The sequence below is a fragment of the Fulvivirga sp. AWR4_260 genome (assembly GCF_056158185.1).
The window spans coordinates 201,780-224,202 of sequence record NZ_JBSWSU010000001.1 but is presented as its reverse complement, the minus strand read 5'-3'; the positions used below and the strand labels follow the sequence as shown (position 1 = coordinate 224,202).

14 protein-coding genes are annotated in these 22,423 nt (G+C 37.4%); 8 read left to right on the top strand and 6 right to left on the bottom strand.

The window, feature by feature from the left end; all coding sequences use genetic code 11:
* The first annotated feature begins 39 nt into the window (after window positions 1-39).
* Entirely contained in the window at window positions 40-4,941 is a 4,902-nt protein-coding gene (locus ACXACQ_RS00975) for a DNA repair ATPase (RefSeq protein ID WP_474974046.1), read from the top strand.
* A gap of 51 nt (window positions 4,942-4,992) precedes the next feature.
* On the opposite strand, the gene ACXACQ_RS00970 is transcribed toward ACXACQ_RS00975, so the two are convergent.
* Entirely contained in the window at window positions 4,993-7,140 is a 2,148-nt protein-coding gene (locus ACXACQ_RS00970; RefSeq protein WP_474974045.1) for a T9SS type A sorting domain-containing protein, read from the bottom strand.
* The gene (locus tag ACXACQ_RS00965) at window positions 7,140-7,862 is read right to left on the bottom strand and encodes a hypothetical protein (protein ID WP_474974044.1); all 723 of its coding nucleotides are present in this window, start codon (window positions 7,860-7,862) and stop codon (window positions 7,140-7,142) included. Before ACXACQ_RS00965 ends, ACXACQ_RS00970 begins: the two co-directional genes overlap by 1 nt.
* Before the next feature lie 202 nt (window positions 7,863-8,064).
* Between ACXACQ_RS00965 and ACXACQ_RS00960 the strand changes: the two genes are divergently transcribed.
* Window positions 8,065-8,967 (top strand): hypothetical protein, encoded by a 903-nt coding sequence (locus tag ACXACQ_RS00960; protein WP_474974043.1) that lies wholly within the window; start codon window positions 8,065-8,067, stop codon window positions 8,965-8,967.
* A gap of 81 nt (window positions 8,968-9,048) precedes the next feature.
* Here ACXACQ_RS00960 and ACXACQ_RS00955 read toward each other — a convergent pair whose 3' ends face one another.
* Window positions 9,049-10,635, bottom strand: coding sequence for a hypothetical protein (locus ACXACQ_RS00955; protein ID WP_474974042.1), 1,587 nt, complete (start codon window positions 10,633-10,635; stop codon window positions 9,049-9,051).
* Between the two features lie 91 nt (window positions 10,636-10,726).
* Here ACXACQ_RS00955 and ACXACQ_RS00950 point away from each other — a divergent pair, with 91 nt between their 5' ends.
* Window positions 10,727-12,148, top strand: a complete 1,422-nt coding sequence (locus tag ACXACQ_RS00950) for a glycine-rich domain-containing protein (RefSeq protein ID WP_474974041.1) — start codon at window positions 10,727-10,729, stop codon at window positions 12,146-12,148.
* 48 nt (window positions 12,149-12,196) lie between these two features.
* Here ACXACQ_RS00950 and ACXACQ_RS00945 read toward each other — a convergent pair whose 3' ends face one another.
* A complete protein-coding gene (locus ACXACQ_RS00945; protein WP_474974040.1) occupies window positions 12,197-14,278 on the bottom strand; it encodes a catalase in 2,082 nt (693 codons plus the stop codon).
* A gap of 213 nt (window positions 14,279-14,491) precedes the next feature.
* On the opposite strand from ACXACQ_RS00945, the gene ACXACQ_RS00940 reads away from it, so the two are divergent.
* Together ACXACQ_RS00940 and ACXACQ_RS00935 are read left to right on the top strand one after the other, a co-directional pair.
* Entirely contained in the window at window positions 14,492-15,028 is a 537-nt protein-coding gene (locus ACXACQ_RS00940) for an ankyrin repeat domain-containing protein (protein ID WP_474974039.1), read from the top strand.
* A 172-nt stretch (window positions 15,029-15,200) separates the two neighbouring features.
* Window positions 15,201-16,085 (top strand): DUF2167 domain-containing protein, encoded by an 885-nt coding sequence (locus ACXACQ_RS00935; RefSeq protein WP_474974038.1) that lies wholly within the window; start codon window positions 15,201-15,203, stop codon window positions 16,083-16,085.
* A gap of 64 nt (window positions 16,086-16,149) precedes the next feature.
* Here ACXACQ_RS00935 and aspS read toward each other — a convergent pair whose 3' ends face one another.
* A complete protein-coding gene (gene aspS / locus ACXACQ_RS00930) occupies window positions 16,150-17,907 on the bottom strand; it encodes an aspartate--tRNA ligase (protein WP_474974037.1) in 1,758 nt (585 codons plus the stop codon).
* An 86-nt stretch (window positions 17,908-17,993) separates the two neighbouring features.
* Between aspS and ACXACQ_RS00925 the strand changes: the two genes are divergently transcribed.
* The 3 genes from ACXACQ_RS00925 (at window position 17,994) to ACXACQ_RS00915 (ending at window position 19,731) form a co-directional block, all read left to right on the top strand.
* Window positions 17,994-18,548, top strand: a complete 555-nt coding sequence (locus tag ACXACQ_RS00925; RefSeq protein WP_474974036.1) for a hypothetical protein — start codon at window positions 17,994-17,996, stop codon at window positions 18,546-18,548.
* Window positions 18,548-19,000: a nucleoside deaminase gene (locus tag ACXACQ_RS00920; RefSeq protein ID WP_474974035.1), complete on the top strand. Its 453-nt coding sequence runs from the start codon at window positions 18,548-18,550 to the stop codon at window positions 18,998-19,000. Before ACXACQ_RS00925 ends, ACXACQ_RS00920 begins: the two co-directional genes overlap by 1 nt.
* A 128-nt stretch (window positions 19,001-19,128) precedes the next feature.
* A complete protein-coding gene (locus tag ACXACQ_RS00915) occupies window positions 19,129-19,731 on the top strand; it encodes a superoxide dismutase (protein WP_474974034.1) in 603 nt (200 codons plus the stop codon).
* A gap of 52 nt (window positions 19,732-19,783) precedes the next feature.
* On the opposite strand, the gene ACXACQ_RS00910 is transcribed toward ACXACQ_RS00915, so the two are convergent.
* Window positions 19,784-22,342, bottom strand: a complete 2,559-nt coding sequence (locus ACXACQ_RS00910; protein ID WP_474974033.1) for a hypothetical protein — start codon at window positions 22,340-22,342, stop codon at window positions 19,784-19,786.
* Window positions 22,343-22,423 lie beyond the last annotated feature (81 nt).

The following is a 22,423-nucleotide window of genomic DNA, read 5'->3' as shown; positions in this document are numbered from 1 at the left end:
CAATACTCTATACTAGATTCTCAATACTAACTACTAACTATGTCTCAGGAACAGACAGAAAATACTAACCCATCTCAAGTGACATTGGAAGGCGGTACCTATGAGGTTTTGAAGAACCGATTGGAGGGGAGTACCAAAGAGCTGTCACAGGTTTTGAAAAAGCTTAATGAGGCCAGGAAGCAAGTTTTTGGTTCATTAGAGACTAAGCTGATTGCTACCGAGCGCATTACTACGGAGCATAATTGTATCCCGTGGGATATGGTGCCCATCGGCAATAGCTTTCTGTTCGGCTTTAATGTTCATTTAGGACTCAAAACTCAGGTAGAGCTATCAGACGTTTTTAGTATTCATGAATATAAAGATCATGCTTTTCCAGCCAAAGATATGGCTATGATCGATGATGAGCAGTTTAGAACAGACTTTCAAAAGTTATACAAGTATTATAAAGATACTCAGTTTGTAAAGTTCGCTCTTATTGGGCCACATCTTTATATGATCTTCCGCATTGGAAAAGCTGTAACTGATATCAAGGCCTTTAAATGGCTGGTAGAAGGGGAAAAGCTTACCTATCTGGATAATCGTAGTGAGCATGAGTTTTCTTTCCCTGCACAGCATGCGTTTCAATGGAAAAGAACTACCAGAGATTACCATCGTGAGGGTAAATATCCGCATGTTTCTATAGAAGACAAGGTGTTTGTAGAAACGGTAGGCGGTGATCTTACCATCAAGGTGGAGGATAATACAGATTCTGGTAAAGGCGTGTATCATGAAGATGTAGAGAATCCTGATCAGACGCTGGATGATGCCGAAATCATGTATGCCATTCTTGGGAATCTTATTCTTCTAAAAATAAGACCTTATCAAGAGAAAGATTATCGCTACATCGTTTTCAATAGTAAGCTGAATGAAGCGCGAAATATCAAAGCCATAGCTGATGCCTGTATTCTGTTGCCAGATGATCAAGGTATTATATTCTCTAATGGTTATTACTTGCAAAGCGGTGATTATAAGGTATTTGATAATAACCTGAAAGACATGATTTATGAGAAAACCATACCTTCTCCGAACGGTGAAGATTATTTGTATGTGTTTTACAATCGCCTTCATGGTACTTATTTGCTATTGCCTTACAATATCATTCAGCAGAAAGTAGAGAATCCTATCATCTGCCATGGCTATTCTATTTTTGATAATGGTGAAATGTGCTTTTTTAATGCTGATAATGAGCCGAAAAAGCATCATGCAACCAAAATCTGGCAAACACCCTTTACCGGTCCTGATTTTCAGGCTGAAGCCAATAACGACTCTTATTTATTCAAAATAGGTAATAAGGAAATCGTAAGGGCTATGGCCGAGTGTAATGAGCTGATTACGCTGGTAGAGAAAGGTGAGAGCTATTCGAATTTGTATTCAGATCTTCAAAAACAGTCTACTGATATCATTGATACTTACCACTGGCTGGGAAAAGAGGAAGCTTTTAAGGCGCTGGAGCCACTTAAGGCGATCCGCCAGACCGCCTCATCAGCTATTGATGAGTACGAAAAAGTGGTGAGCATCCGAAAAAACACGGCTGATCAGGTGAATGATGTGCTCAGCCGAGTGGATGACATGACGAAAAAGATCAGTCGTGAAACGCAGCCTAATCTTGAGAAATTCGTCAATAACCTAAATGCGCTCAGAGAACTGAGAGGCGAAACTGAATCATTGAAATCTCTACGCTATGCTGATGAAGCACGAATTGAGAAATACGAAGGGCTGCTTAAAGAAACCAATCTTAAGTATGCCGACAGTTGCGTGCGCTTCTTGCTTCGCGATGATGCTCTGAATGAATACGAAAGTAAGGTTCAGGGACTGGAGAAGGAAATCCAGGAGGTGAATAAGGTGATCGATATCGATGAGCTGGAAAAGAAAATTGACCAAATAGCTCATGATTTGGAGATGCTTATTGATATAGTGAGCAATCTGAAAATTTCTGATGCCACTCAAACCACTCAGATCATAGATAATATATCTGCTTTGTTTTCTATTCTTAATAAAAACAGAGCCGCCTTAAAGAAGAAGCGTAGAGATCTCATGCTGGTGGAAGGTAAGGCTGAGTTCAATGCTCAGATCAAACTTCTGGAGCAGGGAGTGACTAACTATCTCGACCTTTCTGATACGCCTAAAAAGTGTGATGAGTACCTGGCCAAGCTCATGGTGCAGCTGGAAGAGCTGGAAGGGAAGTTTGCAGAGTTTGATGACTTTGTGGAGAAAATATCTGAGAAAAGGGAAGATGTTTATAATGCCTTTGAGTCGAAAAAGGTGGCTTTGGTGGAGTCCAGAAACAAAAGGGCTAACTCACTGCAGCAATCTGCTAACAGAATATTAAGTGCCGCTCAAAGTAGAACGGAAAGAATGGCTACTGCTGCCGAGATCAATGGCTATTTCTCATCAGATATGATGATTGAGAAGCTGCGAAACATTGTGGCAGAGCTCAAGGAAATAGGTGATTCTGTAAAGGCTGATGATGTCCAAAGTAAGTTAAAGGCTCTAAAGGAAGATGCTATCCGTCAGCTTAGAGATAAAACTGAGCTTTTCGAGTCTGGGGAGGATATCATCAAGTTTGGTAAGTATAAGTTCTCTGTAAATACCCAGTCACTAGAAGTGACGGTAGTGCCGAGGGACGAAAGCCTGTTTTTTCACCTTACCGGAACTAACTTATATGAAGAGATTAAAAATGAGCAGATCAATGCTAGCCGTCCTGTATGGAACCAGGCGGTAATTTCTGAAAATGATAAACTCTACAGGTCTGAATATCTGGCTTATAAAATATTAAAAGCAGGTGAGAAAAAGGCCAATGGAGAAGAGGTACATAAAACTTTAGATGAGCTTTATAAGCTTACTCCTGAGCAGTTATTAAACTATGTACAACAGTTTATGGGGCTCCGATATAATGAAGGCTACATGAAGGGTGTGCATGATCAGGATGCTACGCTTTTGCTAGGTTCTTTGCTTACCTTCTATCAATCTGGTGGTTTGCTTACTTATGCTTCCGAAACCAGAGCTATGGCAGAATATTACTGGCAATACGCTGTAGATCAGGAATATAAGCAGTTGCTGGATAATAGAATCAAAGGCCTTGGTATAATCATAGATGTATTTCCAAACCTGCAGGAATATGCTCAGGTTATTGAAGAGATCAGTAAAGACATTGAAGCTAAACTGACTGGTGTTTTTAAAACGGATCAAAGCAGTAAAGCGGCCCAATATCTTTTCTTTGAAATAAAGGATAACAATGACTTTTTAAAGTCGGGTGATGCCATCACTCTTTCAGAAAACTTCCTTCATTATTTGAAAGATAAGAAGGCCACTAAAAAGTTTGAGGATTCGGTGAAGAAGCTAAAGGCTGATGAGGATCAGTATCAGTTGATAAGAAAGTGGGTTCAGGCGTATGCCGAGTCCAACGGAAGTGTGGATGATCTTCAGTTCCTATCTGAAACGGCTCTTATTCTTATGGAAGATAAGGCTCAGCCAAGGGCAGTTAACATTCCTTTGGTAGAGGAAATAGCTGGATTACAGGGAAGTCATGGTGTAGTAGAAGACGGCAAGTATCACATGAACTTTAATCAGTTTTTGCTGAAGCTGGAGACTTTTGAAAATACTACAGTGCCGGCATATAAAGCATTCAATGCTTTGAAGAAGGAACTGGTATCTGATTTTACCGATGAATTGCGTCTCGGTGAATTTAAGCCCAGGGTTATGTCTTCTTTTGTTCGTAATAAGCTGATCAATGAGGTATATCTGCCTTTGATCGGTGCTAACCTGGCCAAGCAGATAGGTGAGGCAGGCGAAAGCAAGCGTACTGACCTGATGGGGATGCTATTACTGATATCTCCTCCGGGATATGGTAAAACCACGTTGATGGAATACATCGCTAACCGACTGGGAGTGATTTTCATGAAGATCAACGGACCGGCCATTGGTCATCAGGTAACGTCAGTAGATCCGGCAGAAGCTCCTAATGCTGCGGCAAGAGAAGAGCTGCATAAGCTTAACCTTGCCTTTGAAATGGGTGATAACGTGATGATCTATCTGGATGATATTCAGCACTGTAACCCTGAATTTTTACAGAAGTTCATCTCTCTTTGTGATGCTCAGCGTAAGATCGAAGGGGTGTACAAAGGCAAGAGTAAAACCTATGATTTCAGAGGAAAAAAGGTGAGTGTAGTGATGGCCGGAAACCCTTACACCGAAAGTGGTGAGAAGTTCCGTATTCCTGATATGCTTTCTAACAGGGCCGATGTTTATAACCTGGGAGATATCATTGGAGATTCTGATTCGGCCTTCAAACTGAGCTATCTGGAAAACTGTATTACCTCCAATCCTGTACTTAATAAGCTGGCAGGTAAGAGTTTAAATGACGTGTATTCTCTGGTGGGTGCAGCCGAAAAAGATACTTTGGAAGGCGTAGAATTCGAAACCAACCATTCCGCTGAAGAAGTGAGGGAATATATGAATGTGTTCCAAAAGCTCATGAAAGTACGTGATGTTATTTTGAGGGTAAATCTGGAATATATCCGCTCTGCAGGGCAGGCTGATGAATATAGAACAGAGCCGGCTTTCAAACTACAGGGATCATATAGAGATATGAATAAAATTGCGGAGAAAGTATTCTCTGTGATGAATGATGATGAGTTAACCACTTTAGTAAATGGCCATTATAATAATGAAGCCCAAACCTTAACCACAGGTGCGGAGGCCAATTTGCTGAAATTTAAAGAGCTGAATGGAGATCTGGGCCCGGATAAAAGCGCGCGCTGGGCTGAAATTAAAGAGATCTTCATGAAGCAGCAGCGTACCAAAGGCTTCGGCATAGGCAACCAAATGGGACTAATGCTCAGCCAGATCGAAGAAGTAGCCAAAGGCCTTGATGGTATCAGGGATGCTTTGACAAAGAAGTGATGAGGTGTAATTTAACCTCATCATTTCTTTTGAATTCAATCTACTTTTAGTTTATTTTTTTATCAACTTAAATTGCGAACTGACGTTTTTTTGCCTTAAACGTAAGATATACAAACCATCGGTAATGTTTTCTGAGTCAATAGTTAATGTTTTGTGTGGAGTGATGCTTCCTTTTGATATTGTATTGCCTAATGTGTTTATTAATTCATACTGAAAAGGTATTGATGATGTGTTTTTTAAATTAATTACAGATTGAAAAGGGTTGGGATATATGGAAAATTCTTCTTTTAGGGAAGTTCTGTTGTTGTTTATTCTTCGAGCTTCTAAATTATTACTGCTGATTGAATTTGAACATATTTGAAAGTGGAACTCTTTGTTGTTTAATATTGCAGTTTTTTTAAATCCGTCAGTTAATTTAATGCTTTCATTCCCTGTAATCGTATAGGCGTTTTTGTTTTCATTAATGCTGATTATTTTATCGAAAGTAAAGTTAGAGCCACTGATATAATATCTATCATTAGAGAATAAATAGTCAGAGTTTTTGATGTTATCCGAATTTATTGAATAATTATTAAGTATAGGAAGAGAACAGCTGGTGAAGCTATTGTAAAGGCGTTCTTTGGCTGGGATTGTGTTATTAAGACTCTTCGCATTAATATTAAGAGGAGGGCCAATTAGTGGCCAATCAAATTTTTCATCTATAAATTCTGGGCGTTCTTGATGATATAATGATGCTATTGGGTAATAAGAAGTGATGTTTTCGTTTAACACTATATTCCTAATTATTTTATCATCTTTATCGTATCCGTATACATTGTTTATACCCTTTGAGGAGGTTATTTTGACTGTGCCTAACGTTCCAATGACATATGTATTTGATGTGCTTTCTAGAAAAATGTCATCATATTGAGCTAGATTTCTAAAAAATGTGTTCCAATATCCGTTTTTAGCATGATAAAAGTCGGCTTTTGCGAGATTAAAAATATTTCCTTCTATTAAATTGGAATACGGAAAAAAACCGTGAATACTTATATCTAAGAAAGGAGAGGAGTCAGTCCATGTGGAATTAGAAGTATCGTAATCTTTACTCTCCATGCTCTGAAAAGAATAATTATATCCAATTACATTATTGTTGGCGCTAAATGCAAGAACGATTGAATGTCTTAATTTTTGAAAAATATTATTTTCGATAAGACAATTATTCGATCGATGTTGCAATTGGACTCCATATCCATGTCCTTCGGGGCCGTGAAATGGGCTGTTGTAGAAATAGCAGTCTCTTATTTCTATCTGAGTGGATTGGCTGACTTGTATGTGTTGATTTTTTGCTCCTATACTCGCAATGTTTTTTGCCCAACAGTCAGTTGAGTAATTAAAAAATACATTGGTCTCACTAATTGTATTATTTAAATAAATTTCGGAAAAAACATCTATTGGCTCTAATTTTATGCTTAAATTTTCAATTCCTATTTCTTTTATTGGCTCGAAAGTATATACTTCAATGTCTGAGTTCGTACCTTTAATTATGTTCCATAGAGTGGTTAAGTCTTCGTTTGCTTTTAGGAATGAACTGTTAATTTGTTTAATACTTAGTATTTTGCCTAAAAAATTTCTATCAGTTGTGCTATTGAAAGGTTCATACCATTCATCATTATTTTCAACAATTAAATCAATAAGTATCATATCTTGTTTAGATACTAAGTCACTGAAGTCTCCATCTAGCCTCTTATTTATAGGGTCGTAAGATACTTTTCGTTTCGTATTTGAATTTACTCTTCCATTTAGATTAAATATAGAGGATCTGTCGTTTAATTTTCTATGGGTAATTAAGGTGTTATTTATTCCCATTCCTCTGATTGTAATGAAGTTATCTTCAGGATAGAGTGATATTGATTTTTCAATTTGATATGAGCCTTCTTGTAGTTGAATTAAAACTCTTTTTGTATTTGATTTTTCATAGGATTTTGCTTCATGAATTGCATTAATGATATTTTCATAATCAAGGTTTGCATTTCCAGAGGGTTTTGCAACATTAACAATATGTGCATAATTAATGTCAGAAGGTATCTCTTTTGATGCTTTATGGTATCCTGCTTTTTCCCATCCTTTTAATGATGGTTCAGGTGGTAATTGTGCGAATAATGCTTGTGATAATGTAACGTTAAGTAAATATAGATATGAAATTAATTTATACTTCATTATTTTTTCAGGGCTTTAATTTGTTCCTTTAGTGAATCAATTTCTTTTTGTTGAGATATAGTATAAAGTGTTAGCTCTTCAATTTTTGCCAAAAGAACGGTTACAGTATTGCCTAATTCCATTCCTGATTTTTGCATATCGCTAGCAGGTTTTACATTTTGAAGATGGTGATTAGTCTTTATAAATTCTTCAACTTCATTTAAAGGTTTGAGGGTATAACCTTTAGCGAACACATAGTCAGCTCCATCACTATTAATAACTAGCTCATTACTACGGATACTACCAAATACATTTAGCCTATAATTGTTGTTTAAAATTTCGTTAGCATTATTTCCAATTAATACATTTCCAAATTTATTTATTGTCATCCTCGTTTGGAATGTTTGGCTATTACCCGTGGCGAATTTAATAGAACCTTCATAGCTTTCGACTTCGAATAGCATAGACCCATTCGCGTTGTCGTGAGTTTTTAAATTGAAGTGAACTGCTCTGCTGTTTGGAGCTTCTTGCCAAATTTTTAAGCCAAGCTGCCCCATGTTTTCATCTAAGTAGAGTTGGGGTGTTTCATATGACGGAGAGGTACTCCTTATACTCAATTTTCCTTTAGGTATGTCAGTTTCTCTTCCTATTTGAATGTTGTCGCCAACTGTATGTATTTGAGAATAAGATATAAATGGAATTAAAATAATTAATAATGTGGTAAATATTGATTTTGATTTCACTTTTTATTTAATGTTTTGTTTTTTTTGCAAAATATAAACTTTCAACAACTATAGCAATATTGAGAGGGATAGTCCCCAAATTAAGCCACGCCTTACTCCCTGAATTCAGTGAAAATGCACGCTCTCAAGTGCATCTTTCTGTATTCGTATAAAGCTTTATTTTGTATTGTTTCAATATTGCATGAGTCAACTTATAGTAAAAATGAAACAAGTAAAGCTTAGTTTAATATTATTATTTATAGGCCTTTTAGGCGCATGTAATTTTGATGGGTCAACGGGAAAAAAACTGTTTGGTTCAAAAAAAACAGTGCCAGCTTATGCTAATGGAAAGCAGATTTTTCATATTGAAAAGGTTATCGAAAATAAGAACAATCTATCGCAAAATTCAAAAATGTATTCTTGTAATATGGATTGGGAAGTGGTGAAAAATGAGGAAGGATTCCAGATTACTATTTTAGATGCCAGTTATCAACTGCAAGCGGCTGTAATGGATTTTGTTTTTGACACCAAAATAGATAGTGTAGAAGTTATCAGTAAACTCCCAGGGACTCAATTGGCATTAAATAAAAACAATAGAGCCAATGCTGTTTTAGAGCATTTCAAGAAGATTAAAGGGTATAAGTTTTATGTTAATACATCTAATGGAGTGGTGGTGGATATCCCTGATTTGCCGTTTTCATCAGAAGTAGAGACGTTTGTTTTTTCTCCATATGAGCAGGTGAAAGCTGACCTTGATAGGGCTTATATTAACGATGTAGTTTCTTTGATGTTGGTGCACTTGTCGGGTGATTTTGATGATGGAGAAACTTTTAAGCGCCCTTTTAGATCAGATTCTATTGAGTATAATATTAATTACTTACACGGAGGTAAGACAGCCTCAATATCTGGTAATTATTTGGTAGAAGGAGATAATGTAAAGCTGGCTTTAGGTGTGGAGACAGAGAATGGACATATTAATAGTGCTGAATTAGTGACTGTGAAGCGAGAAGGTAAATCCCCAGCATCAAATAAGTCTACTTTTAAAGCATATACCGAGCATATCGAGAAAACTGTTTTGACTAATGTTGAAAGTGATACAACTCAATTAGCCCTGAATAATATCTAGTTCGATTTCTTATCCCTCTGGATAATTATTGTTTTAGTTTAAATAGTTAGTGGCAGGCTCAATTTAGAGCCTGCCACTTTTTTATTTTATGCTGCTATTGTCAAAATCAATAATATCAATTATTTGTGTGGCGTCATCGTCATAGGTAATAGTTACACTATCTGATTTTTGGGTCATTATAATGTCACTGCTCAATAGCGATGTACCTACAAAAGTTTTGGATGAACTATTCAGTTTCAAATAGTAGAAGGTGTTGCCATCTCTCACATCTGCCGCAAACCTCGTTACTGCCCCTGAAACTTTGCTATGTACTGCCTCAGAGGTAATGTTGATGTCGCTGTTGCTGTTAAGAATATTTTTATAGCTGCGTAAGCACTCTTTTATGGTGCTGCCTACGCCTACAATGGTGTAATCTTCTACCGAAACCATTGAAACCATTTTCACCAAACCAGCCTGGTCTTTCAGGGACATCACATAAGTAGGAATGCCATTGATGTTATATGTTGCAGGAAAAGTGGCCTCATATCCTTTTTCTTGTACTTTACCCATGGCTGACTGCTGTGCAGCTTCTTCAGTGGCTCCAATGTGCTTGTACCAGAAAGTTTGTTTTGTTCGGGTGTTTATTAAGGCAAAGCCTACTGTACCTTCGTCTTTCCCGACAGAAGTTAACCCGGTATACCAATAAGCTTCATTGTTGGGCCCGTAGACTAAAGTTATGCCGTTGGTGGCTTGCAGTTTGTCCTTATTAGACGGGTTCCAAAAGCCGTGTACATATTCTCCCCAGTCATTGAGTTGCTCTATTATGAAATCGGCCGGCTGTATTCTGTCTACCCATTTGGGAGCGTCTTTAATGTCATAGCGCTCAATTTTTCCGCTAGTAGGCTCCACTGTTGCAATGCCAATGGCATTTTTTCCTGAGAAACCTATTTTTTTATCATATAATGTGATGACCCAAAAAGGGTTGCCGGCATCATCAGTTTCAAAGGTGAAATCTGTAAAGCCTACATCCATAAACCCATTAAGATATAAGTGTCTTGCTAAATCTGATGAAAAGTAAGCATTGGGTTGGTATTTAATTTGAATAGGCTTGCCATTTACAGATTGTACCAATTCTACGTCTCTTTCATTGGTTGCAGAAACTTTGATGTAGCCACCAGTGCCATCAAGGTTACTGAGCCACTTAAAAAAACCAGAATGGACTAATGGAGCTATCCAATATAGTTTTTGACCTATTTTCTGTAAAGTGAAATGACCTAGCTCTGTTTGGCTACCTAATGATGGCACAGAGCCCATAACTTTATCTCCTAATCTATAGGCTATAGATTTGTCAACGATAACTATTTCATCTGTGCTTATAGGGGCCATATGTTCAGAAAAATCCTGACCTATTTTTACCTTGCCAATTAGGTTTTGATAGGCTTCGCTTCTAAATATGGGAAATGTGGAGAAGGCTACCGTGAAAAAGTATAGTACCAGAAAAGTGAATGAAATCGCCAGGATTGTTTTGTTGCTTCGGCCAGAAGATTGAAAGCCGTAGTTAATTATATTTAAGCAAAGGGCGATTAATAGAGGTAATCCATGGTATCCAAACTGAAAAGTAGGTAAGCCTATATAAAAGAAAAGTGCAATGAATATCGGTAGTAAAACAAAAGTTAAAGTTTTTCTCATTAATGTAAAGTTCTGATCTATAATGCAAAATAGTTTATATGATTGAAATTATTTAAATTAATGTTGATAAAATTTTATATTTGATATTGATATGAGTACAGATCAAGCATTGTGGAAGGCCGTAAAGGCATTTGATTTAGATAAGCCTCTTGGGGAATATAGTTTTTCTATTCGTTTAAAATATGAAAATAAATGGACTGAGAATTTTACTCAATTGGCTATTTTGGAATACAAGAAATTCATGTATCTCGCAGCCACGTGTAATGCCATGGTGTCTCCTTCAGAAATAGTAGATCAAGTTTGGCATTTACATTTAATTTATACTGAGAATTACAAGGCATTTTGTGGTGTGCTTGGTCAGAATATTCAACATATTCCTTCAACGCATAATAGAAGTGAGAAATCTAAATTTTTAGAAGCGAAAAACAGAACGGAGCAGTGTTATAAAAAAGAGTTTGGAGAGCAGCCAGAGGCGATTTGGAAGCATTACAGTATGATGGATAGCTTGCCATTTAAAGAGATGAAAATGAGCAATGGCTGGGTATTATTCTTCGTTTTTTTGCTAGCTCTTCTTTTGTCTCATCCTTTGTCTCTAGCATTGAGGTCGTTTTTTATGCATGTCTATGGAATGGCATTTCTTAAGTATTTTCTTCCGGCTTCAGTGGCGTGTTATATAATTTTTAGAGTCTATACGAATTTATATATTCAGAGGCTTTTCGCTTCCTTAACTCAAAGTTCCTTTTTAAAAAACTTGACGCCTTGGGAGGTGATGTACGTCCATAAAGGTAAGCTGAGTAATGTTGTTCATGGCGTTTTGAGCAAGTTGTATGCTAAGAAGTTTTTTGAACTGAGTGATAGTAATATGATTAAGGGAAGCTTTCTCATTAAAAAGAAACCCAAAACAAGTATTGAATCTGCTGTAAAGGAAGAAGTTGAAGGAAATAGTGATATTACGTACGAACAGCTAACGGGAGCTTTGGAGTTAAAACCTGTTTTTTTAGCTCAGATTACTTTCTTTACAGAGCTCAAAAATAGGTTTGATGAGTCTACGCATAAAATTAAGTTCAGCGTTATCAGCGCGTGTATTTTTTCACTTGGACTAATGTTTGGCGCTAGTAGATTAATTATGGGCATTCAAAATAATAAGCCGGTAACATTCCTTGTTGTCTTGCTTTTGATCTACATGTATATAGCTGTGAATGCTATAGTTGGAGCTAACAAGCGTCTTCTCCGTAAGGCTGTAGCTGACATGTATAAAAAGGAGAAGTTAATGGAGCATACTGAAGAGTTACATGCAGACTGGCAATTTTATTATTTAGGTACAGCAGCTTTATCGGCTAGTCTAATGCCTTTTCTTAATGATGCAGAGATAAAAAATTTTGATAGCGGTAGCTTTGGAGGGGGCAGTTCTTGGTATAGTGGAGGAGCATCCAGCAGCTGTGGAGGGGCTAGTTGTGGTTCAAGTTGTGGAAGTTCATGTGGAGGAGGCTGTGGGGGTTGCGGTGGAAGTTAAGTTATTAATGTCCCCGCTGTCTGCAGCAGGGACATTTCAATTTATATTTTATGCTGGTATTTGATCTTTTTGCTCTCTTTCCCAGTGTCTTTTCTTCAGTGCATTTTTAAATGAATTAAAGAAATCTTCGTTAGTGCTACCGGCTGTTACCACACCTTGATCTGCTTTTGTGGTGCCGTCACTAAATTGTACATCTTTGATGTCCGAAGCTTTCAATACTTCTATTCCCTCTTTTGTAGCAGCTATGGCTTTACAGTGTTTAAAGGTTTCATTAATGAAGTAAAGCACCGCGCCTTGTGATTTTAGTGTTTTTGCGCTTTTTTCTCCTGCAGGGATGTAAACAGCATCATAAAGAACCGCATCTACCGTAGGCATACTTTTGTCAGCTTCTAATGTGCTTCCATCGTTAGCTTTAACAGGGCCTAAGGTTTTGGCAATTAATTCAGCTTTAGCTTTGTGTTTTTTTAGGTATTGCTGTAGTGCCTTTACTGCTGCTGCATCAAATCCTTCAGCAATTAATATTGCTACTTTGCGTGCTTCTATGCTATCCTTTTGGTTTTTCTCCATGCTTAAAGCAGGCGATTCTTTGGTGTAGTCTTCATCTGCAGCACTTGAAGAAGGAGGAGTTACACCTATGTTGTTGGCAATTTCTTTGGCCATATCATGATCTACGTGGTTAAAGTGCTCCACCATTTTTTCTCTTATATGCTTGTGCTCTACTTTGCCCAATTCAAAGCTAAATGCATCTATAATGTGCTGTTTTTCTGGAGGAGTCATGCTATTATAAAATAGCCTTGCCTGAGTATAATGATCATTAAAACTTTCGGCTCTTTTTCTCACTTTTACGCCACTCATAGGCTCAGGGTAACTTACATAGCCACCTTTATCTTCTGGAACTTCAGCAGGTTTGTTGTTGCTAAGTGAGTTGGGCTCGTAATTGGTTCTGCCTTTGTTTATCGTTTGGCGCATATAGCCATCTCTCTGGTTATTGCTAACCGGATTGATAGGCCTATTGATGGGGATTTCAGCAAAATTAGGCCCACCTAACCTTATCAGCTGAGTGTCAGTATACGAAAATAACCTTCCTTGCAACAGCGGGTCGTTGGTGAAGTCTATTCCTGGTACTACATGCCCGGGGTGAAAGGCGGCCTGTTCTGTTTCAGCAAAGAAATTTTCAGGGTTTCTATCTAGAACCATTTTCCCTAGCATTCTAACAGGAAAGTCTTCTTCAGGCCATATTTTAGTAGCATCGTGTATGTCAAAGGGCAGTTTTTCCTCTTCTCCTTCCTTTATTACCTGAACACCAAATTCCCATTCAGGGTAATTTCCATCTTCAATATTTTCCCATAAGTCTTTACGATGAAAATCAGCATCCTTACCTGCAATTTTCTGTGCTTCATCCCAAACTAAGCCTTGGAGTCCTAACTTAGGTTTTAGGTGGAATTTTACGAAATGAGATTCACCTTTTGAGTTAATAAAACGGAAAGTATGAATTCCAAAACCTTCCATCATGCCAAGGCTTCTAGGTATGGCTCTATCAGACATTACCCACATCATCATATGCATGGCCTCTGGGGTGAGGCTAATGAAGTCATAGAAATTGTCATGTGCTGATGCCGCCTGAGGTACCTCATTGTGCGGTTCGGGTTTTACTGCGTGTATTAAGTCCGGAAATTTAATAGCATCCTGAATGAAGAATACAGGCATATTATTCCCTACCATGTCAAAAATGCCTTCATCAGTATAAAATTTAATGGCAAAGCCTCTCACATCTCTAGCAGTATCTGCGGAACCTCTAAAGCCAGCTACCGTTGAGAAACGGGCAAATACCGGTGTTTTCTTTCCTTTAGTATTTAGGAACCCTGCTTTCGTTAGATCTTCGCATGTACCATACGTTTCAAAATACCCATGAGCACCAGAGCCTCGTGCATGCACTATTCTTTCCGGAATACGCTCGTGATCAAAATGGGTGATTTTTTCACGCATAATAAAATCCTCTAGTAGAGATGGCCCGCGCTCACCTGCGCTTAATGTGTTTTGATTATCGTTAATGCTCACCCCTTGGTTAGTCGTAAGCTTGTCACCATGATCATGAGTATGATTCTTCAGTTGTTTATTTTTCTCGTCCATTAGCTCGTTTTCTTAGTTGGTTAATTCATGATATTTAACATGGAGCAGGTATTTATGTTGATCGAAAAAATTAAAAGAGTAATAAGTTTTAGTGATGCTGTATAAATATTAATTATTTAATAATTGCAAAGCTTTCATTTTCAGTATTTTATGTTTTGTTGAGGTGTGCTTCTATATTTTTTTATGAAAACTCTATGCTTTAGTTGTGTGTTCATGATTAAAATAAACGCTACAGATATGAAAAATGAAATGAACTCTACATCTGAAGTATTTGATGTTGTTAGAGCAAATGATGCCAAAATTTTAAAGACTTTGATTGAAAATGGTACTGATTTAAATGCTGTTGATGGCAAAGGTTATACTCCGCTAATTTTGGCAACTTACCATGGGCATTTGGAAAGTACTCAGCTTTTAATTGATGCCGGAGTAGATTTAAACGTGCAAGATGCTTCTGGAAATACGGCACTAATGGGAGTGTGTTTTAAAGGGGCTTATGATTTGGCTCAGATGTTAATTGATGCAGGGGCTGATTTAAAGGTAAAAAATGGAAATCACGGAACGGCTTTAATGTTTGCAGCCATGTTTGGACACGAAGACATTGTAAAGCTTTTGGTGGCTAATGGAGCTGATTTATACGCTCAAGATATAAGAGGAATGCGACCTATAGATCTTGCGGCTATGCAAGGAAATGAATCCATGGTAGAAACAATAAAAGATTTAGCTACAGCTAAGAATAAAATGGCATCTTAAGGAGCTCTTTAATAAGTGAGATTTAATAATGTGATTTTTTTATGTTAAAAAATGATTTAGTGATTAGTTAAATTTGGTTTTTTGTAAATGGAGGATGTATATTGTGAATCCATTTAGTTGGATTATGATCAAATTCATTATTTAATCCTCATTTTTTTAACATTAATTATTCATGAAAGTCTTATTATCCTTGTTAGGGATGTTACTTCCATTTGTGTCCTTTTCACAGATTGACTCTGCTCAGGTTATTGCTGATCAGTACCAATACCTTATTGATAGTATAGAAAGCCAATTATCTTACCAGCATGGTGAAGTGGAGTTGGAAGGGGGTATGGCCACTTTAAATATTCCTGAGGGGTACAAGTTTTTAGGCCCAGAGCAAAGTAGTTATGTATTAACTGATTTATGGGGTAATCCTCCAGAAGATGTTTTAGGCCTGTTGTTTCCAGAAGATGTTACTCCGCTTAGTGATAATTTTACTTATGCTGTGGAAGTTACTTATTCGGAGGAAGGTTTTATTGACGATGATGAAGCTGAAGATTTGGATTATGATGATTTGCTAGAGCAAATGCAAGATGATGCCAATGAGATCAATAAAGAACGTGAAAAGCAAGGTTATGTGCCGGTTGAATTGGTAGGGTGGGCGTCACCTCCATTTTATGATAAAGAGTCAAAAAAGCTGCACTGGGCTAAAGAATTAAAATTTGGAGATACAGAAGGGAATACGCTTAATTATAATATCAGGATTTTAGGAAGAAATGGCTATCTCAATATGAATGCCATAGGACAAATGACGGTTTTACCTGAATTTCAGAAAGACATTGATGGTATTTTGGCTAGTGTGGAGTTTAATGATGGATACAAGTATACAGACTTTGATCCTGAGTTCGATAAAGTAGCCGCTTATGGAATAGGAGGTCTTATAACAGGGAAGATCTTAGCAAAAGCAGGTTTTTTTGCTTTAATAGCCAAATTTTGGAAAATAATAGCCGTAGCAGTAGTAGGTTTTTTTGGAACTATTCGTAAAAAGCTATTTGGCTCGAAAGAAGAAAATTAGTTCATCTAATTTTATATAAGTAGCAAAGAAAAGCCCTGAGCTAATTACTCAGGGCTTTTTTGTTTTATTTCTTTATCTCCTTCAGGTCGATATTTAATTCAGTTAGTTGCTCATTGCTAATTGGACTAGGAGAGTCGATCATTACATCTCTTCCTGCATTGTTTTTAGGGAAGGCAATGAAATCTCTAATGCTATCCGAGCCCCCGAATAATGAACACAGACGATCAAATCCGAAAGCGATACCACCGTGAGGAGGAGCTCCAAATTCAAAGGCATCCATTAAGAAACCAAACTGAGCTTTGGCTTCCTCTTCTGTAAAGCCCAATTGTTTAAACATTCTTTGCTGTATTTCTCTATCGTATATTCTGATAGATCCACCACCAACTTCTACACCATTAACTACTAAGTCATAAGCATTGGCTTTTACCTCACCAGGTGCACTTTCTAATTTTTCTAAATCAGATGGTATAGGTGAAGTGAAAGGGTGGTGCATAGCATGGAACCTATTTGTGTCCTCATCCCACTCAAGTAGAGGGAAGTCTAGTACCCAAAGTAATTTGTAATCATCTTTATTTCTTAAGCCAAGCTCGCTACCCATATGAAGGCGAAGCTCATTCATTGCTTTTCTCGTATGAGCTGTATCTCCACTTAATACTAGCATCAAGTCTCCTGGCTTGGCGTTCATTGCGTCAGCCCAGGTTTTTAAATCTTCTTGGCTGTAGAACTTGTCCACAGAAGATTTAAAGCTGCCATCAGTATTGTATTTTACATAAACTAAACCTTTCGCTCCAATTTGAGGGCGTTTTACAAAGTCAGTTAAAGCATCTAGTTGCTTTCTGGTGTATTCTGCTGCTCCTTCCGCACAAATACCTACTACTAATTCAGCGCTATCAAAAACGTTGAAACCTTTATTTTGAGCTAAATGATTTAATTCTACGAATTTCATTCCGAATCTAATATCAGGTTTATCAGATCCATAATACTTCATAGCATCATCATAACTCATTTTTTCAATAGTCTCGATGTCTATTCCTTTTACATTTTTAAAAAGGTGCTTTACCAATCCTTCAAATGTTTCAATAATATCTTCTCTCTCCACGAAAGACATTTCGCAGTCTATCTGAGTGAATTCGGGTTGTCTGTCTGCTCTTAAATCCTCATCTCTAAAACACTTTACTATCTGGAAATATCTGTCAAAACCAGATACCATTAATAACTGCTTAAATGTTTGAGGAGATTGTGGAAGAGCATAGAATTCCCCTGGGTTCATTCTAGAAGGTACTACAAAGTCACGAGCCCCTTCAGGTGTTGATTTAATTAAAACAGGAGTTTCTACCTCAGTAAATTTAGCACCGTCTAAATATGCGCGAGTTTCTTGCATCATGCGGTGTCTCAATAATAAGTTTTCTCTTACCGGTTTTCTTCTTAAATCAAGGTAACGGTATTTCATTCTTAAGTCATCACCACCATCAGTATCATCTTCTATAGTGAACGGAGGCGTTTTTGATTCATTAAGTATGCTAATCGCTTTTACTTTTACTTCAATATCTCCTGTGGGGATTTTATCGTTTTTAGAAAGTCTCTCAATAACGGTACCCTCTACTTTTACTACATATTCTCTACCTAATTGATTGGCAATTTCTATTGCAGCAGTGTCGGTGGTGCCTTCTTCAAAGATTAGCTGTGTAATACCATATCTATCTCTTAAATCTACCCAAATTACACTTCCTTTATTTCTTACGCGTTGTACCCATCCGCATAATACTATATCTTTATTTACATCGTTAATTCGTAATTCACCACAGGTATGTGTTCGAAGCATGCTAAAATATTTTAATTTTGAAGCGCAAAGTTAATTGTATTTAATTCTGAGTAAAAAAAGATAGGGCATAAATTTCCTTCATAATAATGTTAAAACTTACTATTCTTATTCCATGGCTGTTTTTGATGCTGCCTCAGCAAGATAAATTAGTGAAAACTAAAGTGTCTGATAACATCACTGCATCACTACCAACCAACTTTTACCCCATGACTCCGCAAGATTTGGCGCAGCGTTTTCCTTCTGTAAGAAAACCTATAGCCGCTTATACCGATGAGTCTACTTTTGTTAATTTCAGTGTGAATGTTTCTGCCACCCAGTGGAGACCTACAGATACGGAAATAGCAAAGGATTTTTTCAAATCTAGTGTGTATAACCTGTATGACAAGGTGGAAATGCACAATGAAGGCATCAAAGAGATAAATAAGAAGGATTTTATCTATTTTGAATTTGATGCCATAATAGATGGTGATGAAATGTCTTTGAATAAAAGAGATGCGGTGAGAAAGTATGTTTATATTCAATATCATATTGTTCATGGCAAAACTTTGGTTTTTAGTTTTACTTGTCCTTCTCAAATAAAGGATAAATGGCAGGCTACTGCTGGAGAAGTGATGAATAGCATTAAAGTAAAAGGAATGTAATGGGGCTAACTATTCATAGCGATGAGCATTACATGCGCGAAGCTTTAAAACTGGCGGAAAGGGCTAGGGAAGAGGGCGAAATACCAGTAGGGGCTCTGGTGGTGGCAGATAATGTAATCATAGCCAGAGCTTATAATCAAACAGAGCGGCTTACTGACCCTACTGCGCATGCCGAAATGCTGGCGTTAACTACAGCTACTAATTCGCTGGGAACAAAATACCTTAAAGACTGTTCATTGTATGTGACTTTAGAACCCTGTGGCATGTGTGCCGGGGCGCTTTATTGGAGTCAGTTAGGGAAGTTAGTTTATGCAGCCGCTGATGAAAAAAGAGGCTTCACAAAAATTAACCCAAATATGGTACATCCTAAAACCCAAATAGTGCGCGGTCCGTTTGCTGAAGAGGCGGGTAATTTAGTTACATCGTTTTTTCAAGGTTTGAGAGGCAAATAGTTGAATTTGGCGAGTTATAGAATTTCATTATCAGCGGATAGATATATGTTAATAAATTCAATTTTTTGTTCAGGCTCTAGCTTGTATCTTTAAACCGCAAATTGTTAAACAATAAAACCAATAAAATTATGGCTTTCGAATTACCAGAGTTACCATATGCACATGATGCATTGGAACCACACATTGATGCGAGAACAATGGAAATTCACCATGGTAAACACCATGCAGGATATACAACAAAATTAAATGGAGCTGTTGAAGGTACTGACTTAGAAGGTAAGTCTATCGAAGAATTACTTGCTAGTAGCTCAGATAATAAGGCTATCAGAAACAATGGTGGTGGATATTACAACCACAATTTGTTCTGGACTGTAATGTCTCCAAACGGAGGAGGCGAGCCTACAGGAGAATTGGCTGATGCTATCAATGAGGCTTTCGGATCTTTCGAGAAATTCAAAGAAGCTTTTGCTGATGCTGCTGCTACAAGATTTGGATCTGGTTGGGCTTGGTTATGTGTTAAAGGTGGTAAAGTAGAAGTTTGCTCTACAGCAAACCAAGATAACCCTTTAATGCCTGATGCAGGATGTTCTGGTACACCTATTTTAGGATTAGACGTATGGGAGCATGCTTATTATCTAAACTACCAAAACAAGAGACCTGAGTATATTACAGCTTTCTGGAGTGTAGTAAACTGGGACGAAGTAGCTAAAAGATATGCTAGCGCAAAATAATTTTGCTTTGTACATAGATTGATGAAAAGAGGCTTTTGGCCTCTTTTTCTATTTATAGAGATATTGCTTCTTTAATGATAATAGCGTTGATGGGGCCATATTTGTCTTTAGCGCCTTCTATTGTAATTACAATTTCACCATTGGAATTTGGAGTTACTTTACTCCATTTTAGAAAATCCTGAGTATTTCCATTTACCAAACTAAAATTTTGAATTTTCTTATTGCCTTCAATGGTTACAGCCACTTCTTTACCTGTGCCTGCCCATATGTCTCTTCCATTGCTTAGGGTTTCAATGCTATAACTACTGTCTTTTGATAGGCCCGAGATCTTTACATGGGCGATTTTTGAAGTACAAACAAAGTCTTTAAGAATGGCATCGGATACTGCGCCAGAATTGTTGCCAGTGGTCTTTCCTGTGTTTAACCCATTGGTGTAATTGAATCCTTCATTTTCATCTTTTATAACGGAAACAGAAATAGCGCTTGGTTTCTGGTCGATGCTAAGAATTTCATCTAAATGGTAGTTGCCATTAGAGTTGCTGATTACCAAGGAATTCCAGTAGTTGTTTTTATTACTCACTATCTTTACATCCGATTGTTCGTGACTGATGTGAATCTGAAAAGTATTTTTGCTGTTTTTGTCTTCTTCACCCTTCCTTACTTTTAGTTTATTCACTGATTCCTTTGTAACTACATTGCTGCTGCCATTTGTTGTATTGGGTTGTGCGTCATTGTGTGTAGCTGCACGTTCTTTTTTAGAATGATGCATGTCAATGTTTTTCGTCTTGGCAATATATGGATAGCTAATGTCAGTGATAATATTGCGAGATTGCTGTACTGTAAGCCCCATTCCACGTTTGTCATAATAGCTTCTTTTTAATAGCAGCGGAGTATAAGCAGGTTCATCAGTTCCGTCCCAAGTTAGTTTTTCCCAAAAATCGGGAGATGTGGCAGGAGGTTTCGGTGTCTGATGTTTTTGAATACACTGGTAATAAGTAGTCTTATTGTTAGAGATGGTAAATATTATGTCTTCTTTGTTATAAGCTATTGGCCCTTTTGCTGTTACTTTTTCATTATATTCTCCAGTAAGCCATACTCCTCTAAATTGTAGAATATCTTTTGGATCAAAGCCAAAATGACTATTCATTTCTAAGGAAGGAGCTTGTTGCTGCTTCGATTTTGCCTCTTGGATGTTTTTTGCATTACCAGAGCCCGTGATTAGCGGTCTCCCTGCAGGATATATGTTGTTTTTTACTTCAATAGCATCGGTTCTATTGGCGCAGTTGAAGTACCCTACGTCATTTTTTAATTCTTCATGGGTATAAGCATCGTTGCTAGGAGGAAAGGTGATATCTGCTAGCACGTTGTTTTCTATAATATATGGTACCCTGCCTAAAGAGTCTCCAGTAAAAATGTAACCCGCTGAGCGTTTTGACGGGCCTAATAAGTTGTTATTAAGAGATATATCTCCAGGTGTTACTTTAAAGCGCGATTGTTCTTGGAAACGAGGGCCCACTAGGATGTTGCCTGCATTTCCTGTGTAAATAATGTTATTTTGCATTTTAACATCGCTATTCACATGAGACCATTGCACACCATTTTCTTGGAAATGATTACCTTGAAAAGGAACCTGGTAAAAACAACCTGTTTTGTAAAAGAAGTTGTTTTCTATTCGAGATCCACTATTTAAAAAATCGGCCTGTAAGGCTTCGCTACCAGTGAATAGGGTTACGTTATTTCTAAATATAAGTACATTGTCTGATACTTCATTGGCATTAGCACTACCATTATAGCCAATGTAGAAGCCTTCCGATTCATGCCAGCCAGAAAGGCATCGTTCTACTTCGATGTAGGTTTTTCTAGTGTCCTTTTTGTCATTCTTAATGTTAAAACCTGAAAAATAACCGTGTACCACACTAATACCTCTAATCTTTGCACTTTTAAAGCCAGCCACTCGCAAGCCGTTACTATGAGGTTGATTAGTAGAAAATGAAGTGTAATGTTGATCTCCTAATAAACCAAACTGCTTGTACCAACCTTTTTGTGTTAGGTCACCTCTTAAGCCAAGGTAGTATGGGTGTCCCGTGCCTAATTTTTTATCATACTCGCCACTAATTAATACATGGTCAATGCCTCCTACCGTAAATGAACGATAATGATCGTTTTGATAACTTTCTCCCCACCTTACCTGTCCGCCAAGGTTGGTGATGATGCAGGGCTGCTTAAACGATGATTCAACATCAAGATTGTCACCATTTAATAACAATATTCTTTCATATTCACCCCGCCATAAGAATATTTTGTTACCTAGACCTACATGCACTTTTTTCTTATACTTTCTAGAGTCGATACGGAAGGGGAGTGAGCCCTGAAAAATTAATAAGTCTCCTTTATTTACTTGGGGCCAATATTCATGGTCATTATCAGTGGCATACCTCCAGCCCTCATTGCCACCTAGAGTGTCAGGTATTGGAAGACTTTTAGGTTTAAAGCTAACAGTTTGGGCTATCGATGTGTGGTTGGAATCGGAGGTACTTTTAGTACAGCTTAGGAAACACATCACAAAAGTAAAAGCACAAGCAAACGCAAGTAACTTTCTCCTTTTAAGCATGGTGACCATATAATTTATATTTGCGAGCATTGATTTTTTCGTGGTTTCTAAATAATATAAAAGAGAAGGCTTTCATAATGT

Excerpts from the sequence above, each read along its gene's own strand:
- ACXACQ_RS00945 (WP_474974040.1), bottom strand. The coding sequence starts at position 14,278 with ATGGACGAGAAAAATAAACAACTGAAGAATCATACTCATGATCATGGT.
- ACXACQ_RS00925 (WP_474974036.1), top strand. The coding sequence starts at position 17,994 with ATGTTAAAACTTACTATTCTTATTCCATGGCTGTTTTTGATGCTGCCT.
- ACXACQ_RS00955 (WP_474974042.1), bottom strand. The coding sequence starts at position 10,635 with ATGAGAAAAACTTTAACTTTTGTTTTACTACCGATATTCATTGCACTT.
- ACXACQ_RS00910 (WP_474974033.1), bottom strand. The coding sequence starts at position 22,342 with ATGCTTAAAAGGAGAAAGTTACTTGCGTTTGCTTGTGCTTTTACTTTT.
- ACXACQ_RS00975 (WP_474974046.1), top strand. The coding sequence starts at position 40 with ATGTCTCAGGAACAGACAGAAAATACTAACCCATCTCAAGTGACATTG.
- ACXACQ_RS00940 (WP_474974039.1), top strand. The coding sequence starts at position 14,492 with ATGATTAAAATAAACGCTACAGATATGAAAAATGAAATGAACTCTACA.
- ACXACQ_RS00915 (WP_474974034.1), top strand. The coding sequence starts at position 19,129 with ATGGCTTTCGAATTACCAGAGTTACCATATGCACATGATGCATTGGAA.
- aspS (WP_474974037.1), bottom strand. The coding sequence starts at position 17,907 with ATGCTTCGAACACATACCTGTGGTGAATTACGAATTAACGATGTAAAT.
- ACXACQ_RS00935 (WP_474974038.1), top strand. The coding sequence starts at position 15,201 with ATGAAAGTCTTATTATCCTTGTTAGGGATGTTACTTCCATTTGTGTCC.
- ACXACQ_RS00950 (WP_474974041.1), top strand. The coding sequence starts at position 10,727 with ATGAGTACAGATCAAGCATTGTGGAAGGCCGTAAAGGCATTTGATTTA.
- ACXACQ_RS00970 (WP_474974045.1), bottom strand. The coding sequence starts at position 7,140 with ATGAAGTATAAATTAATTTCATATCTATATTTACTTAACGTTACATTA.
- ACXACQ_RS00960 (WP_474974043.1), top strand. The coding sequence starts at position 8,065 with ATGAAACAAGTAAAGCTTAGTTTAATATTATTATTTATAGGCCTTTTA.
- ACXACQ_RS00920 (WP_474974035.1), top strand. The coding sequence starts at position 18,548 with ATGGGGCTAACTATTCATAGCGATGAGCATTACATGCGCGAAGCTTTA.